This window comes from Prochlorococcus marinus XMU1408, from assembly GCF_003208055.1.
Lineage (GTDB): Bacteria > Cyanobacteriota > Cyanobacteriia > PCC-6307 > Cyanobiaceae > Prochlorococcus_B > Prochlorococcus_B marinus_A.
The window spans coordinates 1-26,268 of sequence record NZ_QJUE01000005.1 but is presented as its reverse complement, the minus strand read 5'-3'; the positions used below and the strand labels follow the sequence as shown (position 1 = coordinate 26,268).

Below are 26,268 nucleotides of genomic sequence, written 5' to 3'. Positions count from 1 at the left end.
ACGTTATGGGGTTTTTATCCAACGTCTAGAAGTTTAGTTATACCAAGGATTCTCAAGGATTAGACAAAACGCTTGTCTAACCTTTTTTTTTATAACTTTTTGAGACGGGAAAGTTTTTTTTTGAGACAGGGAGTCTCAATAATTAAATATCTAGGTAGCAAAACAATAATGATTATCGTTTTCATGTCCAGTGTATATTTCTATACATTGATTTGTGTGCTGTATGGGCAGCAATACGTGGCTGATTTCAGGATCGCCAGGCTGTGGTAAAACGAATTGGATTCTTAATAATCTCAAGTCACGCAAAGGTCGTTGTGGCTTTTTGCGTCTATCTGGTTACGGAGATATTGATCTACAGCAAGTAGCTTCTACAGATATTGACTATGCCTTTCTTAAAGATCAAATTCCTCAATTAATAGATTTATCAAGGTCCAGTGCAGACTCTATTTCGCATCAAGATGATTCTTTTATATTGATTGAGCTTCCTCAGTTTCGAATTCCTAAAGAGCTTGGTTTGGCTGGAATTGATCCGCGCGTAATCAAACAACTTGCAACTTTAAACCTCGAACCAGATAAATACCTTCATTTTGGACGTGATAGGGAATTACCCATTAATGACACATTAAATTTCAATCAAATTGAATCATGCAGGTTCAAGCTTCATCGGAATGTTTGGGATCCACCTAGTCTTAATACCTTTTGGTTCGAGCTGGTAAATGGTGCTTATGGAGATGTTTATAGAGCTAAAGCCTTGATGAATATCCCCGATGGTAGATCTATGTTCTTTAACTGGATTGTTAGCCAAAAAGGTTCGCAATTTTTACCTCTTAATACTGTCTCACCTCCTAGTGGTAGACCTACAACAATATCTGAACTTGTTGTTCAAGGGAAAAATCTTGACCCCGTAGGAATTGAATCAACTATTCAGCTTTGTCTCTTGAATGATTCAGTTTTGGAGCTTCATCAAGCCCCTCTTAGAGATACACAAATGCAGCCAAGTTATTCAACTTGACGATATGAATCACGCAGTAATTTCTTGTTTACATGCCAATCTTTCAGCAGTGGAAGCTGTGCTAGCTGATATTGATCGGCAAGGAATTGAGACCATTACATGTCTTGGCGATCTTGTTGGCTATGGTCCTCAGCCAAATGAAGTTGTTGAGCTTATTAGAGATAGGAAGATAGAAACCTGTCAGGGTTGCTGGGATGAAGACATAATTGATGGTCTTGATGCTTGTGATTGCAGCTATCCATCTCAGCTTGCAGAAAGGCGAGGACATATGGCTCATCAATGGACAACGGAGAAGTTGACTGATGAAAACAAAGAATTTCTAGCTAGTCTCCCAACCTCGATTAGAAGAGGTAGATCGTTATTCGTACATGGAAGTCCCAACAGTCAGCATGAGTATCTGCTTCCAGATATGGATGCATTCGCAGCATTAGAACGAGTTGAGATGAGTGGAGCCGATACTTTGTTTTGCGGTCATACTCATCTCCCATATGTACGTGAATTAGGGAATGGATCAATTCGCGTAAATATTAAAAATGCTTCCGATCGTGAAAGAGAAGATACAAAAATGACTTTACCTTTTAGAAGAATTGTAAATGCTGGATCTGTCGGAGAACCTCGTCATGGAGGAGTAAATGCTACCTATGTTATTCATGACGATATAAAGAATGATATTGAGATTAGAGAAGTTGCTTACGACATTGATCGAACATGTGAGGCAATTATTGAGGCTGGTCTACCCCATGTGTTTGCATGGCGTTTGAGCAACGGTTTTGAATTTGCTGAACTGGCTGAAGATGCTAGCCATGTGTGCGAACGATGATTGAACGTTGGGCACTTTTAAGTGGTCTTATGGGTGATCTTGAGACTTATGAATTGATTCAAAAAGATTTAAAAAATACTCGCGGAGATATAACTCTTTTTGTTTTGGGAGACGTTGTAGGACCAGATAAGAATTGTGATGCACTTTTAAATAGATTAGTAAATCCTCATCGTGGTGATTTGAAACCTCACTGTATCTATGGCTGGTGGGAGGAACAATTATTGGCAGAATCAGGTTACCGTGGGGAGAGAAAGGCAGATGCGTTACGACTCAATAAAGGAGACGATGCTGTCAATGCTCTTATGAATGCTGTAGATCCATATTATTTGGGATGGATATCATCACTACAATTTGGATTTGTAGAACTTGATTGTGGTTTGATTCACGGAAGCTCAAAAGATGTAGGAGACATTCTGACAATGCAAACACCTCCACTTACTCTTCTTGATCGAATTACCCGCCTTAATGTGAATAGATTATTCACAGCTAGAAGTAAACAGCAATTTCATCTTGAGTTGACTGATGCTGTAGTTGACTCAAAAGTAAAAGATTTAAATGGAAAACGAAACCAGGAACATACTCTTCCTAAACGTGCAGTGATAGGAATTGGAGCAGGAGCTAATTACACTCTTTATGACGTTGGCAGTGATAAAACTCACTTCTTAACGGTGGGTGATGTCACTAAATCCAGAGGGCGAGGGTTCGCGTAACCATTCTTTCCGAAAGAATTTTAATGATAGTTCAGTTCAAAGACTTATTGGAATATCAAGATGGCTCGTCTGGCTGTCTAACTTTGTCTAACTTTTTCGTGTTTATGTCTAACTCTGATTTTTGCTTGTAATCAACTGGTATAACTGGACGTGATGGAGTTTTTATTCAACGTATAGTAGGCTTGTTATACCAATGGTTCTCAAATATCATGTTAGAACAAATTCTAACTTTTATTCTAATATTTAGGTGTTCTTGGGATATATTGACTATGATTTTGAGACGAGTGAGACTGTATTCAATAAGGATTGGCGCGAAAAATAAGTATCGTGGGTTTATATCTATCACCATTCGCCATTCAAGCAACCCCACTGCTCAGCATATGATCCAGAGTCAGCAATACATGTTTTTTTACCTGTTTCAAAGTTATAAGAGTATGAGGGATGCTTCCACTCGTTCTCGGATATAAGTTTTATTTCTCCTGTCGTCGGACAGACAATACTTGTACCTGATATTTTTCTATTATTTCCTAAATAGAAGCCGGCAATATTCTTTTTCTTTGATTTATAGCCTTGAATTTCAGGAACAATGATAGTGCCTGTTCCCGCATCAGCTATCTTTACAGCACATGATTTTGCCATGGTTGCAATTGTATTCCTAGCGGCTGCCGATTTTGCTTTTTCAGATATGCCTTCGAATTTAGGAAGGGCAAGCATTGAGAGGAAAGCAAGGATAGCTGTTACAACTAAAGAATTTGCAAAACACCCCTGAGCCTTATTCGTATTACGGACGATACGAGTATTCCTTTTGAGTTTTTCTAGTGGGATACTTTTTATAAGTTTTCGTTGTTTAGAAAACAGAAGATAATTCTCTCCCACAATTCCACTTTGAAAAGGAGCAGCCTCTTTTGAGGATTCAATCTTACCTTCGTCGATCGCTATGGCTAAAGCCTGGTCAAATAAACTTGGGTATTTGGTTTGCTTATTCATAAACTCATTATGTACCTAAAAAAGTACTTATTTCCTCCATGTCTCATTGGGACTGTTTTAACTTTTTCTGACATTTGAATGAATTTTTAGACATTTATAGCTAAGTCTAGCCCTGTTTTTGAGGCAGATGAGACTGAGAAATGCTTCGCTTCGATTTGTTAGTTAATTTTTCTAGTCAATAAGGTAAGATTTAGCCAATATTTCTGAGCTTAAGATTTTCAATATCTAATTGAAATATGAAATTAATTATTCATTTTATTTGCAGCCCTGATCCAAGAATTGGTTATGGGGTCTGTGCATTAAACTTCAAAAAGGAATTAGAATTAATATTACCTAATAATCTTTTTCAAGTCATTGTTTCTGATCCCAGGGATAATGTTAAATTTAGCAAAACATGTGAGCAGCTTAATTTAAATAGAAATAAATTTAATTTTATCAATATACATCTAACACATGGTTTAGATAGACAATTATTAGAAATTGAGCTCCCTGGCTATAAAGTTATATATACTATGTTTGAGACAGAAGTTTTACCTTTAGGAGTTAAAGAGATTTTAAATGAATATGACTTAGTTCTTACTCCTTCAAAATGGGGCGCTGAAATTTTATGTTCGGAAATAGCACAAGAAAAAGTAGAAGTTGTCCCCCTCGGTGTAGACCCAATAATATTTCATTCATGGAACTCAAAATTACCAATGAAAGAAGGAGATCCATTTATTTTTGTGGCAGTTGGAAAATATGAAGCTCGAAAAAGTTATAAGGAAATTATCGAAGCATTTGAATTAAGTTTTTCAAAAGATTCAAATTATAGATTGCTATTAAAGCTAGATAACCTGTTTTTATCTAATGCACTTGAACAAGCTTCTGAGTTGATAAAATCTGATCGCAGACACCAAATAGAAATAGTAAAGAGTGAACCCGCCGGGAGTTATCTTAAAGTTGAATTGATGGCACAATTTTATAGATCTGCTAATTGTTTTTTATTTCCAAGTAAGGGCGAAGGTTGGGGACTTCCACTTATTGAGGCAATTTCTTGTGGCATCCCTTATATCGCTACTAACTATAGTGGACAAACAGAATACTTAAAGTACTGCAATCAATTATACTCTGACCTTAAATTTAAAAAAGAATTAATAGAGGATAAATTGTTCCTTAAGTACAATAAATACAAAGAAGATATTATTGTTAAATGGGCAAAACCGGATATCAAGGATTTAGCAAGTAAAATGATACTAATTGTTGATAATTGGAAGCTTGTTAAGGAGCAAGCTTTGCTAAATGCTGAAATAATTCATAATAACTTTTCTTGGAGATCTTCTTCTGAAAAATTAATAAATGTAATTTTAAAAAAACTTATTTGACAAAATTTAGAAATTAAATTTATTTAGTAAATATCTAAATCTTTGACTAAAAATACTTCTCACAACATCTTGAGACATGTTGATATATTGATTTCCATTGCCAAAACACCATCTCTAATTCCCACAACACAATTTCTAAAAAATGATTACTCTTGAGAAGTGTTTTTAGAACCCATATTTAAACTTCTTAAACAGAGAGCTTGGTCAAGCTTTGTTTATATTTCAATAAAATTGATCGAACAGTTGGATTCTTTAAAGTATTGATTGGTGCTTTAAAAACTATATTAATTACATGAAGGGATAGGAATTTCCGCAAGTCCTGCTCCTGATCCAGTCGTTTGAGCAAGAGTTGCATCATTCCAATTGTTTTGTTAATGATTTTTATTTCTAACTATTATAAAAATAATAGTTCTTCTTTTTTAATGGATAGGGAAACCCTTCTAAGACTTGCTACCCCAGCATCAATTTTTGCTCTTGCTTTAAGCATTGGAACACTACCAATGACAGTAAGTGCATATGATCAAACAATAAAAATTAGTGGTTCAGTAGAAATAGAAGGTGATGACTCACGTTTTCATGCTCCAATAAACATCAATTGTGTTAGTGGTTGTATCTCTAGAGAAAAACCATCTCCATATAGGTTTAGATAATAGAAACAGAATTATTTGATAATCCTGAGGAGATAGCTTTATATAAATTCATCTTTAATTTTTAATGTTTTATCCATAGAACTAGATAGTTAAAATCTGGAAAGACATATGTTGAGAAATTTGCTTAAGCACGTTTTAATAACATTAGCTTGAATTGATACTGCTAACTTCTTTTACCGAGGCATGGAAAAGAGCTTTTGATTTCAAGGGTTCAACTTCACGAAGAAAATTCTGGTACTATGTTCTGAGCTCTAATTTATTTATTTATTTATCTTTTATTAATAGAGATCTTTTCAGATTCTAATTCTTTATCAATGATATTATTAATAATAAAGCCACTATATAAAAGTAAAATAGAGAGGAGTAAAAAAATTAAGTTTGGCGTATGAAAAATCACTTTATCAGCTTCCATCCAAGAAGGAAGCTGATTACCAAGATAGCTATATAAACGACTTGAATTAGGATTGTTTTCTAAATTATAAAGATGTAAAGAGTCAATTGTAAATAGCTTATAAATATGTATTGCTATAGCTATAGATATACTACTTATAAGTATTAGTAATTTCTTATTTATTAGGCCAATCCATATTAGAAAATATCCAGCATAAAGCATAAAAATAATTCCTCCAGTCCACCCAAATCTTCCAATAAGAGAATATCCTCCATACCAAGCCGGATGAATACTATTTATAAAGATCGATGATAAGGAAACTAATGCAATTGTTAAACAAATTATCTTATTTTTTTTATATAATAATCCAATAGAAATCAAACCTAAAAGATTTATCGGATTTTGTAAGAAAATACCTTGTTCTTGATCAAATAATAATCCAAAGAAAACAGTTATAGCCTTCCATGAGAACTCAATATTATTACCATACTTAGTCCATTGATTGTATGGACCTGTGATATTGCCAAATGCATAATGATTATACCAAAATAAAAGTAGAAAGGAAAGAATTGTAGGAATAGATAAATATAATAATCTTTTTTTATTTTTATTGTATCTGATAAGAATAAATACCATAAAAGTTAAAAGTATTATTAATGTCGTCAAATACTTAATATGAAGCCAAGGTAAAAAGGAAATACTAATAAAAGTAAACCAATCAATATTTATTTTTGATAGATCTTTCTTTCTTTCTAAAACAATCCAATATATACCAATTAATGAAATAGAGGCTGCTGGTAATTCAGGATAAATTTGATTTGAGGCGAAAATTAATGGGTTTGAAATCGCTAAAGGTATTGTTGCTAAAAATCTAATATTTTCATTAGGACAAAGTAAAGATAGAATATTCCAAATAGAAAAAATAATAAATCCACCATTCAATATCATAAAAGCCTTGCAGCCTTGAACTCCAGAAATTTTAAAAGGAATTGCTAATAGCAATGGGAGACCAATATTGTGTACATTAAATAAACCATTAGGCCCCATTACTGCATGTGTATTATCTGGTTGTGGAATTGAGTTTTTATTAGCAGAATTCAAACCAGGTGCATATATTTCTCGGGTAATAAATTCTTCTTGATATGGTTTAGTTTGTTCAAAAGAATGATACTTAGAAATCCCATTGGCTATTACTAAATAATGCGGCTCATCCCCTGTCACATTATTATAGTTTTTAGACTGCCAGATTGAATATGTGCTAACTGAGAAAATTAGATATAAGCTTATTAGAATAAAAAAATACTTATTTATTTTTATATATTTTATAAATTTAAGGCCTTTCATATTATAAAAAAGGTTATATAATTTTATTGTGTTATTCTATACCTAATATATGTATCATTTACTATTTTAATGGAATATATTAAATTTGGTTATCAGTTAAATGAGATTGTTTGAAAAAGTTTCCCCCTTGATAACCAGTTGCATACATTTGTATTGCAACAGAAATTAAAGTGTAACCAATTCTAAGAAATTTTGTTGTGAATTAGATTTTCTTCCCTTGGATCTAACTGAATGAAAAAACGAGCCAGTCCTTTTCAAGGATCTTTATTTTTATAGAAAAATAGATATAATAGATAAAAAAATATTAATGGATAAAAAAAGGTCTCAGTTAAACATTCAGATCGACCCAGAGCTTTTGATTGAGTTGAAGACTGAGGCTATCAAGAATGGTAAAACACTATCAGGTTTTGTAACTGAGCTGCTGGAGCAATCACCTAATAAAGGGTCGGAAGAAATTCTTGAACAAAGACTTTTGAGAGTAGAAAAAGAGATTAAGTTAATAAAGAATATCTCTTTAGAGAGGGCAGTACAGGACAATACTCCTAAAACTATTTTCTCTGATAGTGGAGCTAAGATCTATGGTGAGGTTGCTAAAGAATTGTTTGAGTTTTACCGGAAAGAGAAGAAGCTAACTTTGAAAGCTGCCTTTGCAGAATTGTCTAGATGTCTTGAGAATTATGATAGTCAACCCGAATTAGTATTTAACTTACTTTCGGGTGATCATGAATTATCAGGTAAGGAAATGACAGATGCCTATAGAAATGGATCCTGTGGAATGAGAAGCGCTCTCTCTGATTGGACCCAAAGCTCTTTAGAACCATTGAACGAAGCCTTTCTTAATGCAGTTGAGCCTAAAAATCTTGTATGAGTACGTCTTATAATCATTTAAACTTTTTACTTTTCAAATTCTAGCCAATGATTTAATGATAGCGAGGAGTTGATTATTCCATGGTTTATATATAACTACTGTTTTGTGTTAATCTTGACTACCTAGCCTAGAAGAAGATTTTTTTATCACTATTAATAGAGAAATAATAAGAGTTCTTTTGGATGAAAACTGCAACTAAAGTAGTAGATCCAAAAATAAGCTCCTTATTCACTTTTAAAAGAGATAAACAATTAGCAGTCGCAGCACCTACTCCCAGGTCAATAACAGAATTATGTAATTTCATATCTCATTTCTCGATCCACTTAGAATGACCTGCATATTTTTCATAGATGTGTGCATTTCCTTTTTCAACTAGCTCTTCTTGAATATTTATAGCTCTTTTGGATAATTCAGCGACTTTTTATCGGGATATGTCTTTAGTTATCTGCTTAATGGTTACTGTCTAACCAGAAACAAAATTATTGAAATACTATTTTGCTGTTTTAGCTCGGATTGGATCAGCCCTTTTACCTCATAATTGCATTGAAGCAGAAAGTGGTTAAAGTATAGTCAATCTAGATATTATATGAACAAAAGAGCTGAAATTAAATTAATTTTGCTAACCCTATTATTTGCAACTCCCATGGCAGGGCTAGCAAATATGAATAAACATTCATTGTTTGAGGCCAAAATATCCAATCAGAATCAGAAATCAGCTACTACTTTGATTTCTGAAGAAAAATTAATTAAAGAATTACATGATCAAGGTGCAATTAGCACTAAAAATGCCAATGAATACCTCAAAGAAAATAAAAGATTAAATCTCATTAGTCCTGATCTTAATAATAATATATCACCTCTTAAAGAGTTAAAGAAAGAAGGTATGTTTGAAATTGCTATAGAAGAAGTAGGATCAAGCTTTAATATTGATTTTTTAGATAAAGGAAAAATTAGTAATTATAAAATTAGTAAATTCAAAAACGGATGGAAAATATTTATTTCTTTTAATGATAACTATCTAATTAATTTATCTAATTTAAATAAGCCTAGAAAATATATATCTAAACTTGAAGTTGAAAAAATTAATAATAAGTCATATACATTTAAAATTTATAAGAATAGAAGATATAAACTTAGTAAGCCAACTATTGGAGATAAGAAAGATCCTAAAATTGAAATTAAGGCTACTAAGTTAAGGAAAGAAAGTAAACTTTTGGTTGACTCACCACTGTCATATGTATCTAATACTAAATCAGGAAATAATTCAGTAAAGAAAGCCATAGCGCCTCCTCTCGGTAATATTGCTACAGGAAGTGTCGTTTTGCAAAACAGAGGTTTTATAAATTTAAATGGACCTAATATATCTTTAACACTTAATAATATGCCGGCTAAAGATGCACTTTTAAAGTTAGCGAAAATGGCAGGTTATGGTTTTATATTAGCTAATGATAACAGCCAAAATGAGAGTGGTAAAAATTCCTTTAATTCTAAATCTATAAATAACCTTGATCAAGGGCCAAAAGTTACTTTATCTTTTGTTGACGAGAATTATTCTATCGCTTTTAACAGTATTCTATTAGCTTCAGGCTTGCAGGCTAAATTAACGGATGATTTGATAATTGTAGGTGAAAATGTTTTGGGTAAAACCTTTGGTCCACAGTTATCAAAGGTTTATAGAATGAATCAAGCCTCTGCATCATCAGCTGCAGATTTTTTGGCAAGTTTAGGAGCCAAAATAAGTAAAGTTATTATTGCTTCAGCGACATCCTCTGATTCCGTTACTAATAGTGGTACTACATCAAATAGCCCTAATACTACTACTCTTATTGACAGCTATTCCGCAACAACTGGACCTTTAAAAGGTTTAACTGGAACAACAGATTCAAGACTTCAGACATTGACATTAGTAGGTTCTCCGGAATTGATACTAATTGCTGAAAAATATCTAAAACAACTTGATTTACGGCAAAGGCAGGTAGCACTTTCTGTCAAAATACTTGATGTTGAATTATCTAAGAACGAGGCATTAAATAATGACTTTGCATTTAGAACCGGAAGTACATTTATAGTTAACGAGCAAGGTAAGTTATTTAGTGCCTTTGGAAATTTTATACCTCCAGCAATAAGTGGGACATTACCATCTATTGTTAAAACAGTTACTAATGGAGTCTCTTCCAATAAGACAGATTCAGATACATCAAGTGATACAACAACTACCAATTCATCTACAGAAAATTCGCTTACAACATCGAAAACTCCAAATCCAGGTAATTCTTATAAACCGAATGAATTATATAGTTTTTTAATGGCAAAAATTCAAGATTCTTCTACTAAAGTTTTAGCTAATCCAACATTAATACTTAGTGAAAATCCTGAAAAAATTGTTGGTGGACAAGCAGTTGTTGCCCAATCAGGAGGAGGAGGCCAAGCAAGCATTGGAAGGCCCTACGCTAATGAGTCATTCGTCACATTAGGTACTGATGTTATTACTGGTTTCCAGGTTAATCAATCAGATAATGGTGCTGTTACCTGTCAAGCAAATTTTTCAACATCAGGTATTACTTTTGGTGCAAGAGTTAACAAAATTGACGATAATGGTTATGTAACATTTTCTCTAAGTCCAAAATTAACTGCAATTTCGGAGATAATTAATATTCCTAACTGTGGACCTGTAAATGTTCTTAGTGTCAGGAGATTAGACACTGGTATGTTGAGAGTACGTGACTCTCAGACATTAATACTAACAGGTGTTTTGTCTGATATTGAAGGAGAGGTTACTTCGAAGATTCCATTGTTAGGAGATATTCCAATAATTGGCAGGGCTTTTAGATCAAAGAGTAATAGCTCAAGAAAAAGCGAACTTGTGATTATGGTTACGCCGCAAATTGTTAATGATTCACAAATTAATACTTCAGGTGTGGGATATTTGCCAAAAGTAAGAGAAACAAAAGAATTAATAGAGGGAAAATAAGTTTTGATTAATTATTCTCATCAAAAATTGGATATTCTTAAGGAGCGAAGGAAGGTAAATAATGTCAAAAAATTTACATATAAGTCTATTAAAAATAATCGTAGGAAAGGATATTTTTTAGGCTTAGTAATTGCAGGACTAAGTTTTATTTCTTGTGGTTTGTTCTCAATACATACATTTAAGAGACATGCATATAAGAAAGTGCTTTTAGTTGATGTTAAAGAATATAATGATTTAAAAAAAACTTATAGCGATATTTTGCAGCAAACAAAAACAATTTATAATACTAACAAAAATATCTCTCAAGGAATAATAGGAATGAAGTCAGGATCAATATTAATGACTGAAATCAAGAATATCTTACCTAAAACTATACAGTTAAAATATATTAATTCAACTAAAGATAAATTTGAATTAACTGGAATATCTACACAACCAAATGCCCTGGATTCTATAAATGCACTTCAAATTAAATTATCTAATTCATTACTTTTTAATAGTAATTCAGTTTTTCTTACAAAAGCATGGGGTGGGAAACAAAAAGATAATAAAACAAATCAATTAGAAGATATCTTAAATTTTAATATGGTTGCTAAGTTCAACTATCCCTCATCAAAGATTATCTTAGAGAAATTTAATAGGCTGGGTTCATTTGGTTTGGTAAGAAGAACTCAATTACTTAAGGATGAGGGCCTTATAAAATGACTAATTTATCTTCTAATCGTACAAAAAATAAATACTTAACACCAGAAAATTCTGTTTTCATTATTCCTATTTTCACAGGTATTTTTACAAGTATTATTTTAATCCTCTCAATTTTTACTCCGTTAATGTATCGATTAAAAGATACTAATTTAGAAATTAAGATACTAGAAGAAAAAATTTCATATATTCCAATTTATAAAAAATATATTAATAAAATATTAGATATTAGAAATATGGCTAAGAAACAACAAGATCGATTAATTAATATAATCTCTGATCCTAATCACCTGAAAACAGTACTCTCTGAAATAAATAAACTATCTTTAGTTAACAATCTTAGCATAGAAGAGATTGAACCGATCCCAATTGTAAGGTATACTCAAAATAAAATAAATACTAAATCAACTAAGTCAAAAAAATCAAAGAAGAAAAAAGTTAAAAAGAAAACAAATTCAAATCTTAGTAAAAATAAAGATGTACTTTTATTGCCTTCATTAGAAAAGCATACTTTTAAGATATCTTTAACTGGTAAATATAATAATATTTTAGTTTTTTTAAAGGAAGTAGAGTTTTTGCAACCTATAGTTTTAACTGAGAATATCAATATTAAATCTATAGGTTCACAAAAAAATAATAATTTATCTAATGAAAATGAATTACTTAAATTATCATTCGATCTATCAACTTATGCACAAAAATAATATGGAGTATATTTATTTTATAACTTATAATTTCGTATAGAGATGTTATTTTTTTATGTAGGATTAGGATTTGCAATGTATACAGCCACATTAGGTATATTTGAAATGTCTTTAGCGATTTCTAAGCAAAGATTTATGAGTAATACTAATATTTTAAATCCACAGGATATCAATACAAAAAAAAATAATGATAAAGTTTTTTTAAGTCTAATTGAATCATTAAAAGATTTTAATTCAAGTTCAGATTTAGATGATCTAGAAATTAATCTGCAAGATGATATATGTTTGGATATTAGTTATAGTATGTTAAATGAGAATGGTAAATACTCATCTATTCTAAATAGCCCCGACTACACTGATATTAGCAGCTATAATCCTGGTATTAAATCTTATAGTACACACTCAAAGTTCATTAATAGTTGCAGTCTTGTAAATAACTTTCATAGAGTAATAATTTCTTATGATAATTCTAATATTGATGAATATTCTTATTATTCCTGTATAATTGATATGGATCCAATTTGTAGATTTGAATTAGTTGATTAACATTTATGGTCGAAGCTATTATTGGTACCATGATCATGGTTATAACAGTCTCATCTTTCCTTTTCTCTATTGAGGCGATAGAGAAGTCATTTAGGAAAGCAGTAAAATATCCACTAACTAATAGTGAGATGGAAATAATTAATGGCGCAGGATTAAATAATGCAGAAAACTTGAGTCTTATAAAAAACGATATTGATAATCTTCCTCAAAAAATTGAACAATAAATTATGAATAGATTATATTCTATTTTATTCAAGGAGATTAGTTCTAATCAAGGTGTTTCTTTAGTAGAAGTATTAATTACAACTTTGTTGTTATCCTTCCTTTTTACTATATTTAGTGGATTTGTTGAAATAGCTGCTCGGTTTACTAGTTCCACGAACATTTCAGATAGTAATAATAACTCTAGAGATGTAATAATAGATCACCATAAATTATATTTAACATTAGATAAATATACAGAGTTTCTCTCTCAACCAGGAATTAGTCTTGATGATATCAACGATATTCTTAACTTTAAATCTAGTAACTTACCAAAAGGGTGTAGTTATTCTCCAAATATTGAATGGAGCTTACCTGTTCCAAGTAACATAATAAAAGGAGATGATTGGCAGCCTTCGAATGCTGGATATGCAATTTGTCTTAAAGGAACATCTCTTAATGAAAGTTCTTTATCTGATTTGGTTCGGCAATCAAATGGTAGTTCTCTAAATGCTCAACCAGGTCTATACTTCTTACTAGCATTACCAACTGATATCTCTATTAACCATTTACCAGTTAGAAGATTATTTTGTCGGCCTAATCCATTCTGTTAGTTTTTCATGGTACAAACACCTTCTTCAAACAATAAAATACTAGGATTAGATATATCTAATATTAAAAAATATTTAACGGATGTTAGAAGAAATATTTCCAAAAGATATCTTTTACTTGAGTTTAATGAAGATTCATTGATATACGGAGAGTTAAGAATTAAAAATGATCAAATTTATGTGAACAAATTAAATTCCATTAATATTGGTGTTGATGCTATAGAACGTGGTACACCTGTAGATACTGATTTGATGTCCTCCTTTATTAAGGAAATAATAGATGAGGAGAATATATGGGCTCATAGAATAGGAATTGTTCTTCCCCCTCAGGCTGCATTTTGTAAGGTAATACATCTACCTTCTAATTTGAATTCAGATCAAGCAAGAGATTTTGTTGTTAATTCAAAATCTGGATTTCAGTTTCCAATACCTTTAAATCAGACAGATTATGATTTAATTCCAATTAATGATTTTAATTCAACTAATAAAGCTAATGTTCAATCATATTTTTTAAGTAGTATCCCTCAAAAATTAATAGATAATATAATAGAAACCCTAAATAAAGCAGATTTAGAATTAAGTTTTTTAGGCCTTAGCTTCTCAGCTTTAGAGAATTTGGCATGTTCATCAATTAATAAATTGCAATCTAATCAAATGATCTTAATAATAGAATTATGTAACGAGTGTAGTCATTTTTATCTTTACAATAAATTCGGACTTGTCCAAGTTAACACAGTAGCAGCAATAAGAGCTTTCCCCAATCCTCAAGAAAATAATATAGATAGTGGAATTTCTATTGAACAGAATATAATTAATAGTGATGAATATTTACCGATAAGTGAACTTGATATAAAAACCTTAATTAAAGAGATTAAACACATTTTATCTAAACTTAATATGACTAATCCCAACTTTAAGATTTTAGAAGTTCTACTCTCTGGTAGAAATAGTAGTTATCCAAATATCGCAAAGCTATTTCAATCAACTTTAGAAATTAAGACTTCTATTTTAAGACCAATTAATAATGAACTAGTCGAAGAAATTGAGACATCTAAACCAATCATTTCTCAGGATTTAGGTAGAATCATAGGAATTGGATTGAATCCATTAATCTCAGATCAACCACAAACTAATAAAGAAAAAAATAATAAAAAAGAATCACTTGATTCGGAATTTATCAAAAATAATAAAGCATATCTTGAATTTCAATCTAGTCAGCCAGAAATAGAAATAATAGATTCAGATTCTTTAATTAAAGACAATAAAAATTTAATTATTGAAGAGCCGATTTCTAGTAGAAATAAATTAGACAAAATTAATGATTTAACTAAGGAAGTAAATCTTAATTTAGAAGAAGAAAATGAAGTAAAGCCAATAGATAATATTAAAAGAAATGAATTAATAGAAGAAAATATCAAAACTAATAAAGAAGATAAAGTGGAAGATGAAACTAAAGAACTAAATTTTAATTTAGAAGAAGAAAATGAAGTAAAGCCAATAGATAATATTAAAAGAAATCAATTAATAGAAGAAAATATCAAAACTAATAAAGAAGATAAAGTGGAAGATGAAACTAAAGAACTAAATTTTAATTTAGAAGAAGAAAATGAAGTAAAGTCAATAGATAATATTAAAAGAAATGAACTAATAGAAGAAAATATCAAAACTAATAAAGAAGACAAAATTGTAGTTGAGAACGAGGTTTCAGATTTAAATTATTTTGAAGATAATGAAGATCAATTAATAAAAAAAGTCAATACAGTAGATGATTTACAAACTAATAATAATGAGAATAAAAACGAGGTTGATTTTGAAATGCCAAATATTTAATTATATTATTGCATTACTTGAATAACCTTGAACATAGGTAAGTATAAGGCAATAACAATCGTTCCTACTATTCCTGCAACAACTATAATAATTAATGGCTCCATCGCTTTTGTTAATGAAGATACAGATGTTTCAACTTCTCTTTTATAAAATGTTGCAAGATTTTGAGACATAAAGCTTAATCTACCTGTTTCTTCCCCAATTTTTATCATAGAAATTACTAGTTTTGGAAAAACCTGATATGTATTAAGTGAAATCGCTAATTCTTGACCTTCTCTGACACTTTTAATCGCAATTAAAAGAGATTTTTTGATTCTATCATTAGAACTTGCTGCGATACATTTTTCTAAAACTTCAACTAAAGGTATTCCTGAATCCAAAAGTGTTGTCATCGTATCGCACATTGAGGCGACTTCTGAACGCAGTATTAATGATCCAAATAATGGAATTTTTAAGATCAAACTGTCAAGATTAAATTTACCTGATTTTGTTTTGTAGTAATTAGAAAATAAAAATAAAAAGACTCCTATGATTATTGGTGATAAGATTAAAAAAGAAGATGATGTAACTAATTCAGATAAATTTAACATGAACTTTGTTAAACTAGGCAATTCAGCATCCATACTGTTAAACATTTGTTCGAATTTAGGCACAATAAATATTAATAATGCTAAACTAACTGTTATTGCTAAAGTTAATATTATTACTGGATAAATTAACGCTCCCTGTATTTGACTTTTTATTTTCGCTCGCTCTTCAATTAATGTAGCTATTCTATCTAGAACTTTGTCAAGAATACCTCCCGCCTCTCCAGCCTCAATAAGACCTATAGTTATATCAGGGAATATTTTTGGATATTTACTTAAACAAATTGAAAGTTCCTCACCAGAGCTTAATCTTGATGCAATTTTGGATTGAATAGTTGCAAAGTTTTTATTTTTGGTGTTTTCTGATAGTAGAATAATTCCCTGCGCAAGAGGAACACCACTTTGTAAAATAACAGCTAATTGTCTGAAAAATATAAGTAAATCTTTCTGCGGAACTTTCAGATTTCTTGAAGAGGAATTTAAAATACTTCTAGTATTATTCTTTTGTGGATATTTTGACAGTTGCTTTGAACTAGAACTGCTATTTCCATAAGAAGGCATAATTAATTATTTTCAGATAAAGCTTTAGGATTTGATGATTTACTTAATCCTTCCTCAAAAGTAATCTCCTGATTATTAATTAATTCCTGCAAACATTGTTCAAGGGTATTCATTCCATCATTACTACCAGTTTGTAACTGAGAATATATTTGACTTACTTTTCTCTCTCTTATAAGGTTTGATATAGCAGAAGTATTTATTAGCAATTCATATGCTAAAGATCTTGTCCCTTTGATATTTTTACATAGTGTTTGAGACATAATTCCAACTAATGAAGTTGATACTTGTAATCTTGCTTGTTCTTGTTGATCTGCAGGGAAAACGTCTACTATCCTCTCTACTGTTTTAGATGCTGAAGATGTGTGTAATGTACCTAATACTAAATGTCCTGTTTCGGCAGCTGTTATAGCTAATTGGATTGTTTCTAAATCTCTCATCTCTCCTATATAAATAATATCAGGATCTTCTCTCAAGGCACCTTTCAATGCGCTACTGAAGCTATGAGTATCCCTTTTTACTTCTCTTTGATGAATAATTGAATTTTTTGTACTGTTAAACTCAAATTCGATTGGGTCTTCAATAGTCAAAATATGTTTATTTTGTGTTTCTAATATACAATTAATAAAGGCAGCTAATGTTGTTGATTTGCCAGATCCAGTAGGACCTGTACAAAGTACTAATCCTCTGTCCTTTTTTGTTAGCTTAATAAACTCACTTGGTAAACCTAAGTCTTTCCAATCTGGAAGATTATCTGGAAGTATTCTTAAAGTTAGGCACCTTTTTTCTCTAGCCATATAAGCATTTATCCTAATTCTTGATAGTCCATTTAAACCAATAGATGTATCTAGGTCTCCTGATTTGTAGTATTCTTTTAGTTTTACCTCTCCTAATAATTCATTTAATAATTGATCCATATCCTCTTTTTGAAGAACTTTATCAATTAATTTAATATCAGAATTAACTCTTAATGCGATTTTAGATCCTTCCTCTAAATGTATATCTGAGGAATTAAATTTGATTGCATATTCTACAATTTTAGTTGAGATAGACATTATAAAAAATAGTGTAAATTAATTAAAGAGAATCTTCATTGCAAATCTTTTTTAATTCAGAAACAGTAGTAAGTTGCTGCTTAATTAAGTTAGCGGCATATTGTTTTAAAGATAACATTCCTTCAGAAATTGCTATTTCCTCTATTTCTTGAGTTGAAAGTTGTTTTTTAATAGCATTACTAATGGGCCTTGTGATTTTTAATAATTCATAAGTGCCAATTCTCCCTTTATATCCAGTTCCATTGCATCTTGAGCAGAGGATGCCCTCTCTTTTCCTCTTCTCTTTCTGCTCTCCTGTTAAAGCTGTAGCTTCTCTAATAGCTAATCCTTTTGGTAAGCCTGTAAATTGTGCTTCAACTTCATTAAGCGGCCTCTCAACACTACACCCAGGGCAAACTTTTCTTAAAAGTCTTTGAGCAAGAATTCCTCTTAAAGACGCTGTAAGTTTATATGGGGGAACATCCATATCTAATAACCTCGTAAGAGAAGTTGACGCACTATTAGCATGTAATGTTGTGAAAACTAAGTGACCCGTTTCAGCTGCATCCATAGAAGATACTGCTGTTTCAGGATCTCTTGTCTCTCCGATTAATATGACATCTGGGTCTTGACGAAGAAATGTCCTCAAAAGATTTGCGAAAGTTTGACCTTTAGCCCTCATGACAGGGAATTGTTGAATATCTCCTCCAAGGTCATATTCAATTGGGTCTTCAGCAGTAACTATATTTAATTCTCCATTATCTTTTTCTCTTAAAGCAGCAGCTAAAGTTGTTGATTTACCAGAACCAGTTGGACCAGAAACTATAACAATACCATTCGCTTGATTAATGATATTTCTAAATTTATTTCTAACTTCTTGATTCTGCATTAAGGCGTCTAAATCTAGGATTCCATTATCAGTATTTAGATATCTCAAAACCATTTTTTCTCCAAATTTCCCTGGGGCTGTCGAACATCTAAATTCTAAAGAGCTCCCTTCGAAAGTTCTTCTTATTTTTCCATCCTGAGAAGCTCTTTTTTCTGCAATATCCATCTTTGCCATATTTTTTAGGCAAGCTGTTAATTTACGTCCTGCATTTTTGGGCATAATTACAAAATTTTCCAAAACTCCATCTCTCCTTAATCGAATTTTTATTTGTTTGTCATGTGGTTCAATATGAATATCAGATGCATTCCTTTGACAAGAGGTTATTAATAAGGTCGCAGCTGCTTTTTGAATTTTATTTCCAAGCATTTCAATAGATAAGTCTAATTCTTCTTCAATAAAGCTTTCTTCTTCACTATCATCAAAATCAAAACCAACTAAATTACTTCCTGCCTGCTCCTCAGATGCATCAAGTAGTGATGAAATTATTTCATCATCAGAGAATTCATAATCCTCAATACCTTCAATATTAACTTTTCTTTCTGCAGATGCTTCATCTAAAAGCTTTTCAATTTCAGCCTGAGATAGTTCAATAAAAATGCAACTATATCCTCTTCCTTTAACTCTTTCTTTAATCCAATTGCCAATGGTACCTAAATAAGAAAAATTTGCTACTGCAATGGTTATTTTTTTATTTTCAGGGGGTAAACTAGGCTCAGTTTTTAATGGTATTACTACATTTTCTCTGCACCATTGAAGAGAAAAAAAATCATCAATTAGTGATCTTATTTGAGTTTTATTATAAGTATTTTTCATTAGTCTTCCCTGCACATGCATGAATTAAAATCCCTACAAACTTTGTGCATTGGTTTCATGCCTTCGAAGCCATATCCACAAAACATTTTAATAAAACTTTTGTGACCTGGATTACACTCGCTTAAACACTCTTCAGGGGTTTTTGTTTTCCCACATGTCGACTCTTTTACATCAGCACAAGGCGATTTGTTAAAGGCACTTTCCTCAGAAAATTGAATTGTGTCGCACATCCAATATTCATTACCACAACTGTCTGGTCCCTCAACGGGAGGGTAGTAACCAATATAACCTCCTAATCTTGCCTCTTCTCGATTTTTTTCACAAACTAGTTCTTCGTTTCTTTTGGCAAGAAGATCTTTTTCAGCAAGACATACATTCATTCCTTCTTCAGATTGCTTTTGTGAACCCTCACAAAAATAGAAAGTTTGAGTTCCACATTCCTCAAAATTTTTGATCCCAGTAGTTTTTAATTCCTTTTGACTCATTATTTTATTGTTACATATTTTCCCAAGCTTTCTTTCTTGAGCTTCATCTACGGCTTTCTGATTAGAAACAATTTCACCTTCAAAAGCATATGTTTCTTTTGAGCAACTTGGTGGATCTGTATTTATGTCCCAACGATTAAAAGGACTTAAACCACTTCCTCCATTTGGAGGTGTATCCCTAAGCCAGGTATTAAATTCATCTTTGCAATTTTTTCTGTCCTCTGCTAATTGAGCAGCATCAGCAAGTGCTTGTAATTGTTCTTCAGTTGCACCGCAGTTTTTACCTCCCCATCGATAACATCTTGATTGAGCTGATTGTGTATCTGGTAAGGTTGCGATTTTAGTTGCATTTCCATCTATAGTTATTTGATATCCCATTTCAAATCTAACTTTATCTTCACTATTCTTTGGTGTTATTAAAAAATTTGCGCAGGTATTATTAGACTCTTTTATTTCATAATTAATAGGCTCTAAACGTTGATTGTCTATAACGTTATCAGATGGACTAATAGTATTAGGGTCTTTCCCAGTTCTAGATTCTTGGAGACAATCAACTAGTGAATTGTTTAATACTGTTATCGCTTCATCGATATGAGAATGTTTCATCCACTTATTAACATTTGATATTGTTAAACCACCCAGGATTCCTAAAACTGCTACAACTACTGAGAGTTCAACCAAAGTATAGCCTCCCTCATAATTCATGAGAACGAGGCTTTCCTTACGATGGTTTTTCAAAATCTTAAAGAAAATTTTAGTGCTAGCTTTTATTTACCAAACACCGTCAATGCAACCAGCTAATTCATAAACTTCATCATCGAGCCCGTCCGTCATGTCGCAAGTCTTTCCACCGTCAACCCCAGGGGTCCAAGTATAAGTTGCATATTTTGACTCGTCTGACGATTCCGCCACAAGGTCCTCTTCCTCTGAACAATCAGTATCTGAAGTACCCCACAAGACGCTGTCGTAACCATTTAATGTAACTGCTGCAAATGTAGGGTCTTCCTCGGCATTCGCATATCTCACCGCACATTCTTTGGCTATTGTTGCAATTGTAGATTTTGCTGCCGCATTACGAGCTTTAGTAGTCATTGAAGTAAAGCTTGGTATTGCAATAGCTGATAAAACCGCCAAAACGGCAACAACAACAACAAGCTCAATCAATGAAAAACCTTCGTCTCCAGGCTTAAGGCTAAGAGTCTTTCTTATTTTTGGGCTTGAAAGAAATGATTGAAAAGTAAGCATGAATTAAATCTTTCTATAAGGATATAAAAACTACATTAACTATTTCTATAGATTTAGACAAGTAAAAATTTATTATCTTATGATTTTTATATCGTAGTTCCTTTCTGGCATTAGTTTTAATATTGATTCTGAGTTTTTAAAACTAAGCTTTAATAATTGACTACTCTTATTTAAGTCACTAACTAACCAGCCATTAGGTAGCAATTTAGTTGTTTTTCCTCCAATATCTCCTTTTTTAATTGTTCCCGATTCATTATTAAATGATACAAAAGCACTTATACTTTTTCCTGTAGAGATGAAGCCAAGAAACTTAAATGATTTTGGAATTCTAGGTTTTACAGACTGGCGACTAGGAGGAAGAAATGGATCGTTCCTTCCAGTAGGAATAGATTTTATAAACGTATTAGAGCTTTTAAGCTCTTTTAGACCTGACTCTTCAATCATTGAAGGAATATCCGAAAAGTCTTTTGGAAAAGTTGGAGCTTTAATTATCTCTGAAGTTTTATTTGACTTAATGCTGCATCCAGTGATTGCAATAAGACTCAAACTCAAACAAAATCCTTTGTAATTTTTGTTATGGAACAATTTATGAAAGATTAATCTTTTTTACCTTACTAATTTAACACAACTAAAAGTCTATTAACAACAGACAAAGATAATATTAGAAAATCATATTATTCTCCACCAGAAAATATTATTTAGATAGTGGTACCAGAATGGATCCCCCAATAGCCATACTAAAAAGATTGAGAGACATATAAAAGGGCCAAAAGGAATATATTGACCTCTTTTTATTGATTTAAAAATTAGGCCAATTAATGAAAATGTTCCTGCCAAAAGGAAGGACAATACGATACTAATCTCTAATCCAGAAAAGCCTAGCCATGCTCCACTCATTGCGAATAATTTCACATCCCCCATTCCTAGCGCAGGCTTTCCAATAATGATTTTGATGAAATATGCTAACAAAGAGAAACAAATTAGACCAACTAAATAAGCTTTTATATTCTCAATAATTAATAATGAATTTTTATGAATAGCGGAGGTAAAAATAATTCCTAAAAAAGAACCAGTAATTGTTAAAACGTTGGGAAGTATCATATGCTCAATATCGATAAAGGTAAGAGATAAAAGATAAGAAATTAAAACCCAGCCTGAGATTATTGTAATTAATATTGAATTATTATTATTATTTATGTAATTAGAATCTACTGCAATAATCAAGAAAAAGATTGAAGTTAAGGTTTCAACAATCGAGTATCTATAGCTTATGGGCTGCCCACAATATCTACATTTTCCTTTTAATATAAGCCAACTTATAACAGGAATTAAATCAAAAACCATCAAATTTTTCTTGCAAGAAGGACAATGACTTCTTGGAAAAGCTATAGATTTTTTATTTGGGATTCTACTAATTACTACATTTAAAAAACTACCTATAGATAACCCTAGGATAGATGTCAAAAGTAAATAAAAGTAAGTTTCATATCCCATAAAATTAATTTGTGAAAAAATTTTAATCGATAATTATAGTCTAATCCGTTAGAGTCAGAATCTTATATCAATTTTTAATCCATGTAATATTTTCCGATATCTTGTTTAGTTGACTTTTATATTGAATTTAAATAGCTTTTCTTTAAATAATCAATGAAATCACGTGCTTTATTTCGGAAAATATTATATGTATAGAGATAGGTAGAATAATTAATAATGGTATCATAGCTGTTAGCCATAGATATATAAAACGCTTTTCTTTTTGGTAGAAAGAATTGAAAATCAAAATTAATATGGATAAATTAATAATAATATTAAATAAGCCACCTGCAATTAATTCTTTATTAGTTATCCCAAACTTAGAAGATAATATATGTTGTAAGACAATAAATAAATAAGTTGAAAAAATGGATTGCCATGAGTCTAAAATTTTAAAGCCTAAAATGCTTTTCATAGGGATCAAGTACAGTGATAAAAATAAATAAAAAAATAAAAGAGAAATGTTCTACTATTTCTCTAACGACTTTTTATAATCGTGTTAGATCGATTGAACTCTTCACAAGGTTATACAATCAAATATCTAATCTAGCTTAGATAGAAAGTTATAAGCTTTCATCTATCTTTACTTAATTTAGACTTTTTCCAGCTTCGAACTTTATTCTTGTGCTCTATTAGAGATCAAGCTGTGACTCTCACTTTTTATCGATTTTTAATACTCATGTTAATGAGTTTTATTTAAGTCTATAAAAGGTTATAGCTAGGCTTTTTAACATTCATATAAGCTCCTTGTTCTGAATTCACTCTCTGAGCTTTTATTTTGTAACTTTTCTCATAGTCTCAATTGATAAGATCCTAAAAATGTAAAACTGTTTCGTGCTAATAAAATAGTAATTGAAGAAAGAATTTTTCGTAGTTAAAGGGATAAAATAAATTTTTTATACTTCGGATAAGAGAGAGATGCAGGAATCTGAAAATAGTGAGTACCTTGAAATTAATATTAGTGAGCTAAAAATATTTACAGTTCCATTAGCTTCAGGAGAAATTAAAGAAGTTATAACTAACAACATTTCCTCTAAATCTTATAAAGAAAAAATCCTTAATCAGGCATTTATATTTCACTCGCAAGGAAACATTTCTGAAGCTATAAAATCTTATAAAAATTTTATAAGTCAAGGATATAAAGATCCAAGAGTATTTTCTAATTATGGAGATATCTTGAAAAGTCTTGGAAAATTCAAAGAAGCAGAAATCACAACGCGTAATGCAATTGAACTTAGACCTGATTTTGTTGGTGCTCATTATAATCTAGGAAATATATTGAGAGCTCTTGGTAAATTACAAGAAGCAGAAGAATCCATCAGAAAAGCAATTGAACTTAAGCCTGATTTCGTAGAAGCTCATTTACACTTGGCTTATTTATTTCAAGAGAAAGGAGATTATCAAAATTCATCTAATAGATTAAAATATATTTTAAAGCTTAAAAATACTAATACAGATGATAAGCTAATCGTTTTAGGACAATTATATATTAATTCAATTATAGCTGGAAGTTTTGACCTATTTGATCAAATTATTAATTCTACTAAGGCAATATATAATAAGGATAATCCTTTTAATAAAGATAATTTTATTATTAAATTAGGGTTAGAGCTGAAAGAAAATTTTGAATCATCTAATTATTCGACTTTAGCGCATATAGGAGATAGTCATTGTATGTCTTTTTCTCATCAGGTTGGGAAACTAAAATCAGAAAAAAGAAGATTAATACCTATATATATAAGAGGTGCAAAGGCTTGGCATTTTTGTAATAAAGATAATAATATTTGGAAGGCTTCTTTTACTGAACAAATTAAGAATCACATGTATAGTAATGAATTACTAATTTCTTTTGGTGAGATTGATTGTAGAAAAGAAGAAGGCATTCTTCCTTTTTCTATTAAATATAATAAAGATATGTTAGAAGTATGTAAGACAACTATTAATGGATATTTGAATTATATGGAAAACTCCCTTGCTCCAATCTGCTCGAAAAGATATTATTTTGGTGTACCTGCTCCAAGTTTAAAAAACAATATTAATGATGATTTAGATATGAAAAGAATAGAGTTGGTAAAAATATATAATTCTATTCTTAAAAAGGAAGTTCTATCTCGAGGATCTTCTTTTATAGATGTTTATGGATTAACTGTTAATAGAAGTGGCGAGAATAATAGTTTATATATGTGTGATGAAATTCACCTTTCTCCTAAATGCCTTAATATTTTATTAGATAAATATTTATTTGAATCCTGAATCAGCCGTATTTGGTTTTTTAAAGACTATTTATTAGGGTCTAAGCAAAAAATGAAGATTATATTTGTAAATAATTAATTTATTTTACTATTAATTCAGTTAATAGTAAAATAAATTTTAGTAAAAAGTAGTAATGAAAAAGATGAAGGAAGCTGATAAAAAAGAGAATATCAAGAAGCAACTAACTAAGGTCAAGACATATCCAGTCCCATACCCTAAAGAAAATATTTCTATATCTACAAATAATTCTTCTTTAAACTCTAAAGAAGAATTAATTAATCAAGCATTTAAGTTTCATTCACAAGGAAACATACCAGAAGCAATTAAACATTATAAATATGTAATTGATCAGGGCTTTACTGATCCAAGAGTATTTACTAATTATGGAGTCATCTTACAAAATATAGGACAACTAAAAAGAGCCGAAGTATATCATCGTAAAGCTATTGAACTTAAGCCAGACTCTGCAATAGCTCATTCAAACTTAGGAAATACTTTAAAAGATCTTGGTCAATTAAAAGACGCAGAAATGTCCCAGCGAAAAGCTATTGAACTTAAACCTGGTATTTCTGAAGTTCATTTAAATTTAGGAAGTATATTAAAAGATCTAGGTAAGTTAAAAGAAGCCGAAATATCTTTTAGAAAGTCAATTGAACTTAAACCTGATTTTGCAGAGGCTTATTCCAATTTAGGGAATATTTTAAGAGATCTCGGACAATGGGAGGAAGCGGAAATATCGACACTAAAGGCCTTAGATCTGAGGCCTAATTTTGCAGAGGCTTTGTTCAATCTTTCATTAATGGAACTAACAAGAGGAGATTATCAAATAGGTTTGGAACACTATGAATTTAGACATAAAAAAAAGAATCCACCATTGCTTTACTTCACTCCAAAACTAGAAAAACTAAATGTTAGAGAATTTATAGAGGGAGTTAAACTTTTAGTTATTAGTGAACAAGGATTAGGCGATACTCTTCAATATATGAGATATATTCCTTATCTCCGAAATCAAGGTATAGACATTTCTTTTTGTCCACAAATCAAATTACATTCATTAATTAAGGCATCAGGTATTGATCAGAATCCTTTAACTTCAGACCAAGCCAAGAATATTACAGAAGGTCCAAAGTTATTCTCTCTATGTTTAAAGGTAATCCATAAAA

At 30.9% G+C, this 26,268-nt stretch carries 25 protein-coding genes; 16 read left to right on the top strand and 9 right to left on the bottom strand.

Going from position 1 to position 26,268, the window contains the following annotated elements:
- The first annotated feature begins 223 nt into the window (after window positions 1–223).
- Genes DNJ73_RS06525 through DNJ73_RS06515 form a run of 3 tightly spaced genes read left to right on the top strand, consistent with a single transcriptional unit; the run spans window position 224 to window position 2,542 of the window.
- Entirely contained in the window at window positions 224–1,012 is a 789-nt protein-coding gene (locus DNJ73_RS06525; protein WP_158466917.1) for a GTP-binding protein, read from the top strand.
- Between the two features lie 4 nt (window positions 1,013–1,016).
- Window positions 1,017–1,832 (top strand): metallophosphoesterase family protein, encoded by an 816-nt coding sequence (locus DNJ73_RS06520; protein ID WP_158466916.1) that lies wholly within the window; start codon window positions 1,017–1,019, stop codon window positions 1,830–1,832.
- Window positions 1,829–2,542, top strand: a complete 714-nt coding sequence (locus DNJ73_RS06515) for a phosphoesterase (RefSeq protein ID WP_158466915.1) — start codon at window positions 1,829–1,831, stop codon at window positions 2,540–2,542. The genes DNJ73_RS06520 and DNJ73_RS06515 overlap by 4 nt, the downstream gene beginning before the upstream one ends.
- A 342-nt stretch (window positions 2,543–2,884) precedes the next feature.
- Here DNJ73_RS06515 and DNJ73_RS06510 read toward each other — a convergent pair whose 3' ends face one another.
- Window positions 2,885–3,529, bottom strand: coding sequence for a type II secretion system protein (locus DNJ73_RS06510; protein ID WP_158466914.1), 645 nt, complete (start codon window positions 3,527–3,529; stop codon window positions 2,885–2,887).
- A 236-nt stretch (window positions 3,530–3,765) separates the two neighbouring features.
- Between DNJ73_RS06510 and DNJ73_RS06505 the strand changes: the two genes are divergently transcribed.
- Window positions 3,766–4,890, top strand: coding sequence for a glycosyltransferase family 4 protein (locus DNJ73_RS06505; protein ID WP_158466913.1), 1,125 nt, complete (start codon window positions 3,766–3,768; stop codon window positions 4,888–4,890).
- A 422-nt stretch (window positions 4,891–5,312) separates the two neighbouring features.
- Window positions 5,313–5,540, top strand: a complete 228-nt coding sequence (locus DNJ73_RS06500; RefSeq protein ID WP_158466912.1) for a hypothetical protein — start codon at window positions 5,313–5,315, stop codon at window positions 5,538–5,540.
- Window positions 5,541–5,808: 268 nt separating this feature from the next.
- Here DNJ73_RS06500 and DNJ73_RS06495 read toward each other — a convergent pair whose 3' ends face one another.
- Complete coding sequence (locus tag DNJ73_RS06495) at window positions 5,809–7,152, bottom strand: hypothetical protein (protein ID WP_158466911.1); 1,344 nt, start codon at window positions 7,150–7,152, stop codon at window positions 5,809–5,811.
- Between the two features lie 430 nt (window positions 7,153–7,582).
- On the opposite strand from DNJ73_RS06495, the gene DNJ73_RS06490 reads away from it, so the two are divergent.
- The 9 genes from DNJ73_RS06490 to pilM all read left to right on the top strand — a co-directional run bounded on the left by DNJ73_RS06490 (window position 7,583) and on the right by pilM (window position 15,708).
- Window positions 7,583–8,143: a hypothetical protein gene (locus DNJ73_RS06490; protein WP_158466910.1), complete on the top strand. Its 561-nt coding sequence runs from the start codon at window positions 7,583–7,585 to the stop codon at window positions 8,141–8,143.
- Window positions 8,144–8,325: 182 nt separating this feature from the next.
- Window positions 8,326–8,475, top strand: a complete 150-nt coding sequence (locus DNJ73_RS10010) for a hypothetical protein (protein WP_187152612.1) — start codon at window positions 8,326–8,328, stop codon at window positions 8,473–8,475.
- A 254-nt stretch (window positions 8,476–8,729) separates the two neighbouring features.
- A complete protein-coding gene (locus DNJ73_RS06485) occupies window positions 8,730–11,114 on the top strand; it encodes a type II secretion system protein GspD (RefSeq protein WP_158466909.1) in 2,385 nt (794 codons plus the stop codon).
- Window positions 11,115–11,141: 27 nt separating this feature from the next.
- A complete protein-coding gene (locus DNJ73_RS06480; protein ID WP_158466908.1) occupies window positions 11,142–11,819 on the top strand; it encodes a hypothetical protein in 678 nt (225 codons plus the stop codon).
- Window positions 11,816–12,520, top strand: a complete 705-nt coding sequence (gene pilO / locus DNJ73_RS06475; protein ID WP_158466907.1) for a type 4a pilus biogenesis protein PilO — start codon at window positions 11,816–11,818, stop codon at window positions 12,518–12,520. The genes DNJ73_RS06480 and pilO overlap by 4 nt, the downstream gene beginning before the upstream one ends.
- Window positions 12,521–12,562: 42 nt before the next feature.
- Entirely contained in the window at window positions 12,563–13,066 is a 504-nt protein-coding gene (locus DNJ73_RS06470) for a hypothetical protein (RefSeq protein WP_158466906.1), read from the top strand.
- A 5-nt stretch (window positions 13,067–13,071) separates the two neighbouring features.
- Complete coding sequence (locus tag DNJ73_RS06465) at window positions 13,072–13,290, top strand: hypothetical protein (RefSeq protein WP_158466905.1); 219 nt, start codon at window positions 13,072–13,074, stop codon at window positions 13,288–13,290.
- Window positions 13,291–13,293: 3 nt separating this feature from the next.
- Window positions 13,294–13,881: a hypothetical protein gene (locus DNJ73_RS06460; protein WP_158466904.1), complete on the top strand. Its 588-nt coding sequence runs from the start codon at window positions 13,294–13,296 to the stop codon at window positions 13,879–13,881.
- A 6-nt stretch (window positions 13,882–13,887) separates the two neighbouring features.
- Window positions 13,888–15,708 (top strand): type IV pilus biogenesis protein PilM, encoded by a 1,821-nt coding sequence (gene pilM, locus DNJ73_RS06455; RefSeq protein ID WP_158466903.1) that lies wholly within the window; start codon window positions 13,888–13,890, stop codon window positions 15,706–15,708.
- A gap of 5 nt (window positions 15,709–15,713) precedes the next feature.
- Here the strand turns inward: pilM and DNJ73_RS06450 are convergent, their stop codons facing one another.
- The 7 genes from DNJ73_RS06450 to DNJ73_RS06420 all read right to left on the bottom strand — a co-directional run bounded on the left by DNJ73_RS06450 (window position 15,714) and on the right by DNJ73_RS06420 (window position 22,813).
- The gene (locus tag DNJ73_RS06450) at window positions 15,714–16,856 is read right to left on the bottom strand and encodes a type II secretion system F family protein (protein ID WP_158466902.1); all 1,143 of its coding nucleotides are present in this window, start codon (window positions 16,854–16,856) and stop codon (window positions 15,714–15,716) included.
- Between the two features lie 2 nt (window positions 16,857–16,858).
- On the bottom strand, window positions 16,859–17,908 hold the full coding sequence (locus DNJ73_RS06445; RefSeq protein WP_158466901.1) for a type IV pilus twitching motility protein PilT: 1,050 nt from the start codon (window positions 17,906–17,908) through the stop codon (window positions 16,859–16,861).
- 22 nt (window positions 17,909–17,930) lie between these two features.
- The gene (locus DNJ73_RS06440; protein WP_158466900.1) at window positions 17,931–19,589 is read right to left on the bottom strand and encodes a GspE/PulE family protein; all 1,659 of its coding nucleotides are present in this window, start codon (window positions 19,587–19,589) and stop codon (window positions 17,931–17,933) included.
- Complete coding sequence (locus DNJ73_RS06435) at window positions 19,589–20,779, bottom strand: Tfp pilus assembly protein FimT/FimU (protein ID WP_158466899.1); 1,191 nt, start codon at window positions 20,777–20,779, stop codon at window positions 19,589–19,591. The genes DNJ73_RS06440 and DNJ73_RS06435 overlap by 1 nt, the downstream gene beginning before the upstream one ends.
- 66 nt (window positions 20,780–20,845) lie before the next feature.
- Window positions 20,846–21,319, bottom strand: coding sequence for a prepilin-type N-terminal cleavage/methylation domain-containing protein (locus tag DNJ73_RS06430; RefSeq protein WP_158466898.1), 474 nt, complete (start codon window positions 21,317–21,319; stop codon window positions 20,846–20,848).
- A 72-nt stretch (window positions 21,320–21,391) separates the two neighbouring features.
- Window positions 21,392–21,871, bottom strand: a complete 480-nt coding sequence (locus DNJ73_RS06425; protein ID WP_187152611.1) for a hypothetical protein — start codon at window positions 21,869–21,871, stop codon at window positions 21,392–21,394.
- Window positions 21,872–21,988: 117 nt separating this feature from the next.
- A complete protein-coding gene (locus DNJ73_RS06420) occupies window positions 21,989–22,813 on the bottom strand; it encodes a prepilin peptidase (protein WP_158466896.1) in 825 nt (274 codons plus the stop codon).
- A 957-nt stretch (window positions 22,814–23,770) separates the two neighbouring features.
- Between DNJ73_RS06420 and DNJ73_RS06415 the strand changes: the two genes are divergently transcribed.
- Together DNJ73_RS06415 and DNJ73_RS06410 are read left to right on the top strand one after the other, a co-directional pair.
- Window positions 23,771–25,105 (top strand): tetratricopeptide repeat protein, encoded by a 1,335-nt coding sequence (locus tag DNJ73_RS06415; protein ID WP_158466895.1) that lies wholly within the window; start codon window positions 23,771–23,773, stop codon window positions 25,103–25,105.
- Between the two features lie 142 nt (window positions 25,106–25,247).
- Window positions 25,248–26,268, top strand: a 1,021-nt coding sequence (locus DNJ73_RS06410) for a tetratricopeptide repeat protein (protein WP_158466894.1), incomplete at its 3' end; no start/stop codon positions are given.

Bases quoted from the DNA above. Each gene is read 5' to 3' on its own strand.
- DNJ73_RS06525 (WP_158466917.1), top strand. From the start codon at position 224: ATGGGCAGCAATACGTGGCTGATTTCAGGATCGCCAGGCTGTGGTAAA.
- DNJ73_RS06520 (WP_158466916.1), top strand. From the start codon at position 1,017: ATGAATCACGCAGTAATTTCTTGTTTACATGCCAATCTTTCAGCAGTG.
- DNJ73_RS06515 (WP_158466915.1), top strand. From the start codon at position 1,829: ATGATTGAACGTTGGGCACTTTTAAGTGGTCTTATGGGTGATCTTGAG.
- DNJ73_RS06510 (WP_158466914.1), bottom strand. From the start codon at position 3,529: ATGAATAAGCAAACCAAATACCCAAGTTTATTTGACCAGGCTTTAGCC.
- DNJ73_RS06505 (WP_158466913.1), top strand. From the start codon at position 3,766: ATGAAATTAATTATTCATTTTATTTGCAGCCCTGATCCAAGAATTGGT.
- DNJ73_RS06500 (WP_158466912.1), top strand. From the start codon at position 5,313: ATGGATAGGGAAACCCTTCTAAGACTTGCTACCCCAGCATCAATTTTT.
- DNJ73_RS06490 (WP_158466910.1), top strand. From the start codon at position 7,583: ATGGATAAAAAAAGGTCTCAGTTAAACATTCAGATCGACCCAGAGCTT.
- DNJ73_RS10010 (WP_187152612.1), top strand. From the start codon at position 8,326: ATGAAAACTGCAACTAAAGTAGTAGATCCAAAAATAAGCTCCTTATTC.
- DNJ73_RS06485 (WP_158466909.1), top strand. From the start codon at position 8,730: ATGAACAAAAGAGCTGAAATTAAATTAATTTTGCTAACCCTATTATTT.
- pilO (WP_158466907.1), top strand. From the start codon at position 11,816: ATGACTAATTTATCTTCTAATCGTACAAAAAATAAATACTTAACACCA.
- DNJ73_RS06470 (WP_158466906.1), top strand. From the start codon at position 12,563: ATGTTATTTTTTTATGTAGGATTAGGATTTGCAATGTATACAGCCACA.
- DNJ73_RS06465 (WP_158466905.1), top strand. From the start codon at position 13,072: ATGGTCGAAGCTATTATTGGTACCATGATCATGGTTATAACAGTCTCA.
- DNJ73_RS06460 (WP_158466904.1), top strand. From the start codon at position 13,294: ATGAATAGATTATATTCTATTTTATTCAAGGAGATTAGTTCTAATCAA.
- pilM (WP_158466903.1), top strand. From the start codon at position 13,888: ATGGTACAAACACCTTCTTCAAACAATAAAATACTAGGATTAGATATA.
- DNJ73_RS06450 (WP_158466902.1), bottom strand. From the start codon at position 16,856: ATGCCTTCTTATGGAAATAGCAGTTCTAGTTCAAAGCAACTGTCAAAA.
- DNJ73_RS06445 (WP_158466901.1), bottom strand. From the start codon at position 17,908: ATGTCTATCTCAACTAAAATTGTAGAATATGCAATCAAATTTAATTCC.
- DNJ73_RS06440 (WP_158466900.1), bottom strand. From the start codon at position 19,589: ATGAAAAATACTTATAATAAAACTCAAATAAGATCACTAATTGATGAT.
- DNJ73_RS06435 (WP_158466899.1), bottom strand. From the start codon at position 20,779: ATGAATTATGAGGGAGGCTATACTTTGGTTGAACTCTCAGTAGTTGTA.
- DNJ73_RS06430 (WP_158466898.1), bottom strand. From the start codon at position 21,319: ATGCTTACTTTTCAATCATTTCTTTCAAGCCCAAAAATAAGAAAGACT.
- DNJ73_RS06420 (WP_158466896.1), bottom strand. From the start codon at position 22,813: ATGGGATATGAAACTTACTTTTATTTACTTTTGACATCTATCCTAGGG.
- DNJ73_RS06415 (WP_158466895.1), top strand. From the start codon at position 23,771: ATGCAGGAATCTGAAAATAGTGAGTACCTTGAAATTAATATTAGTGAG.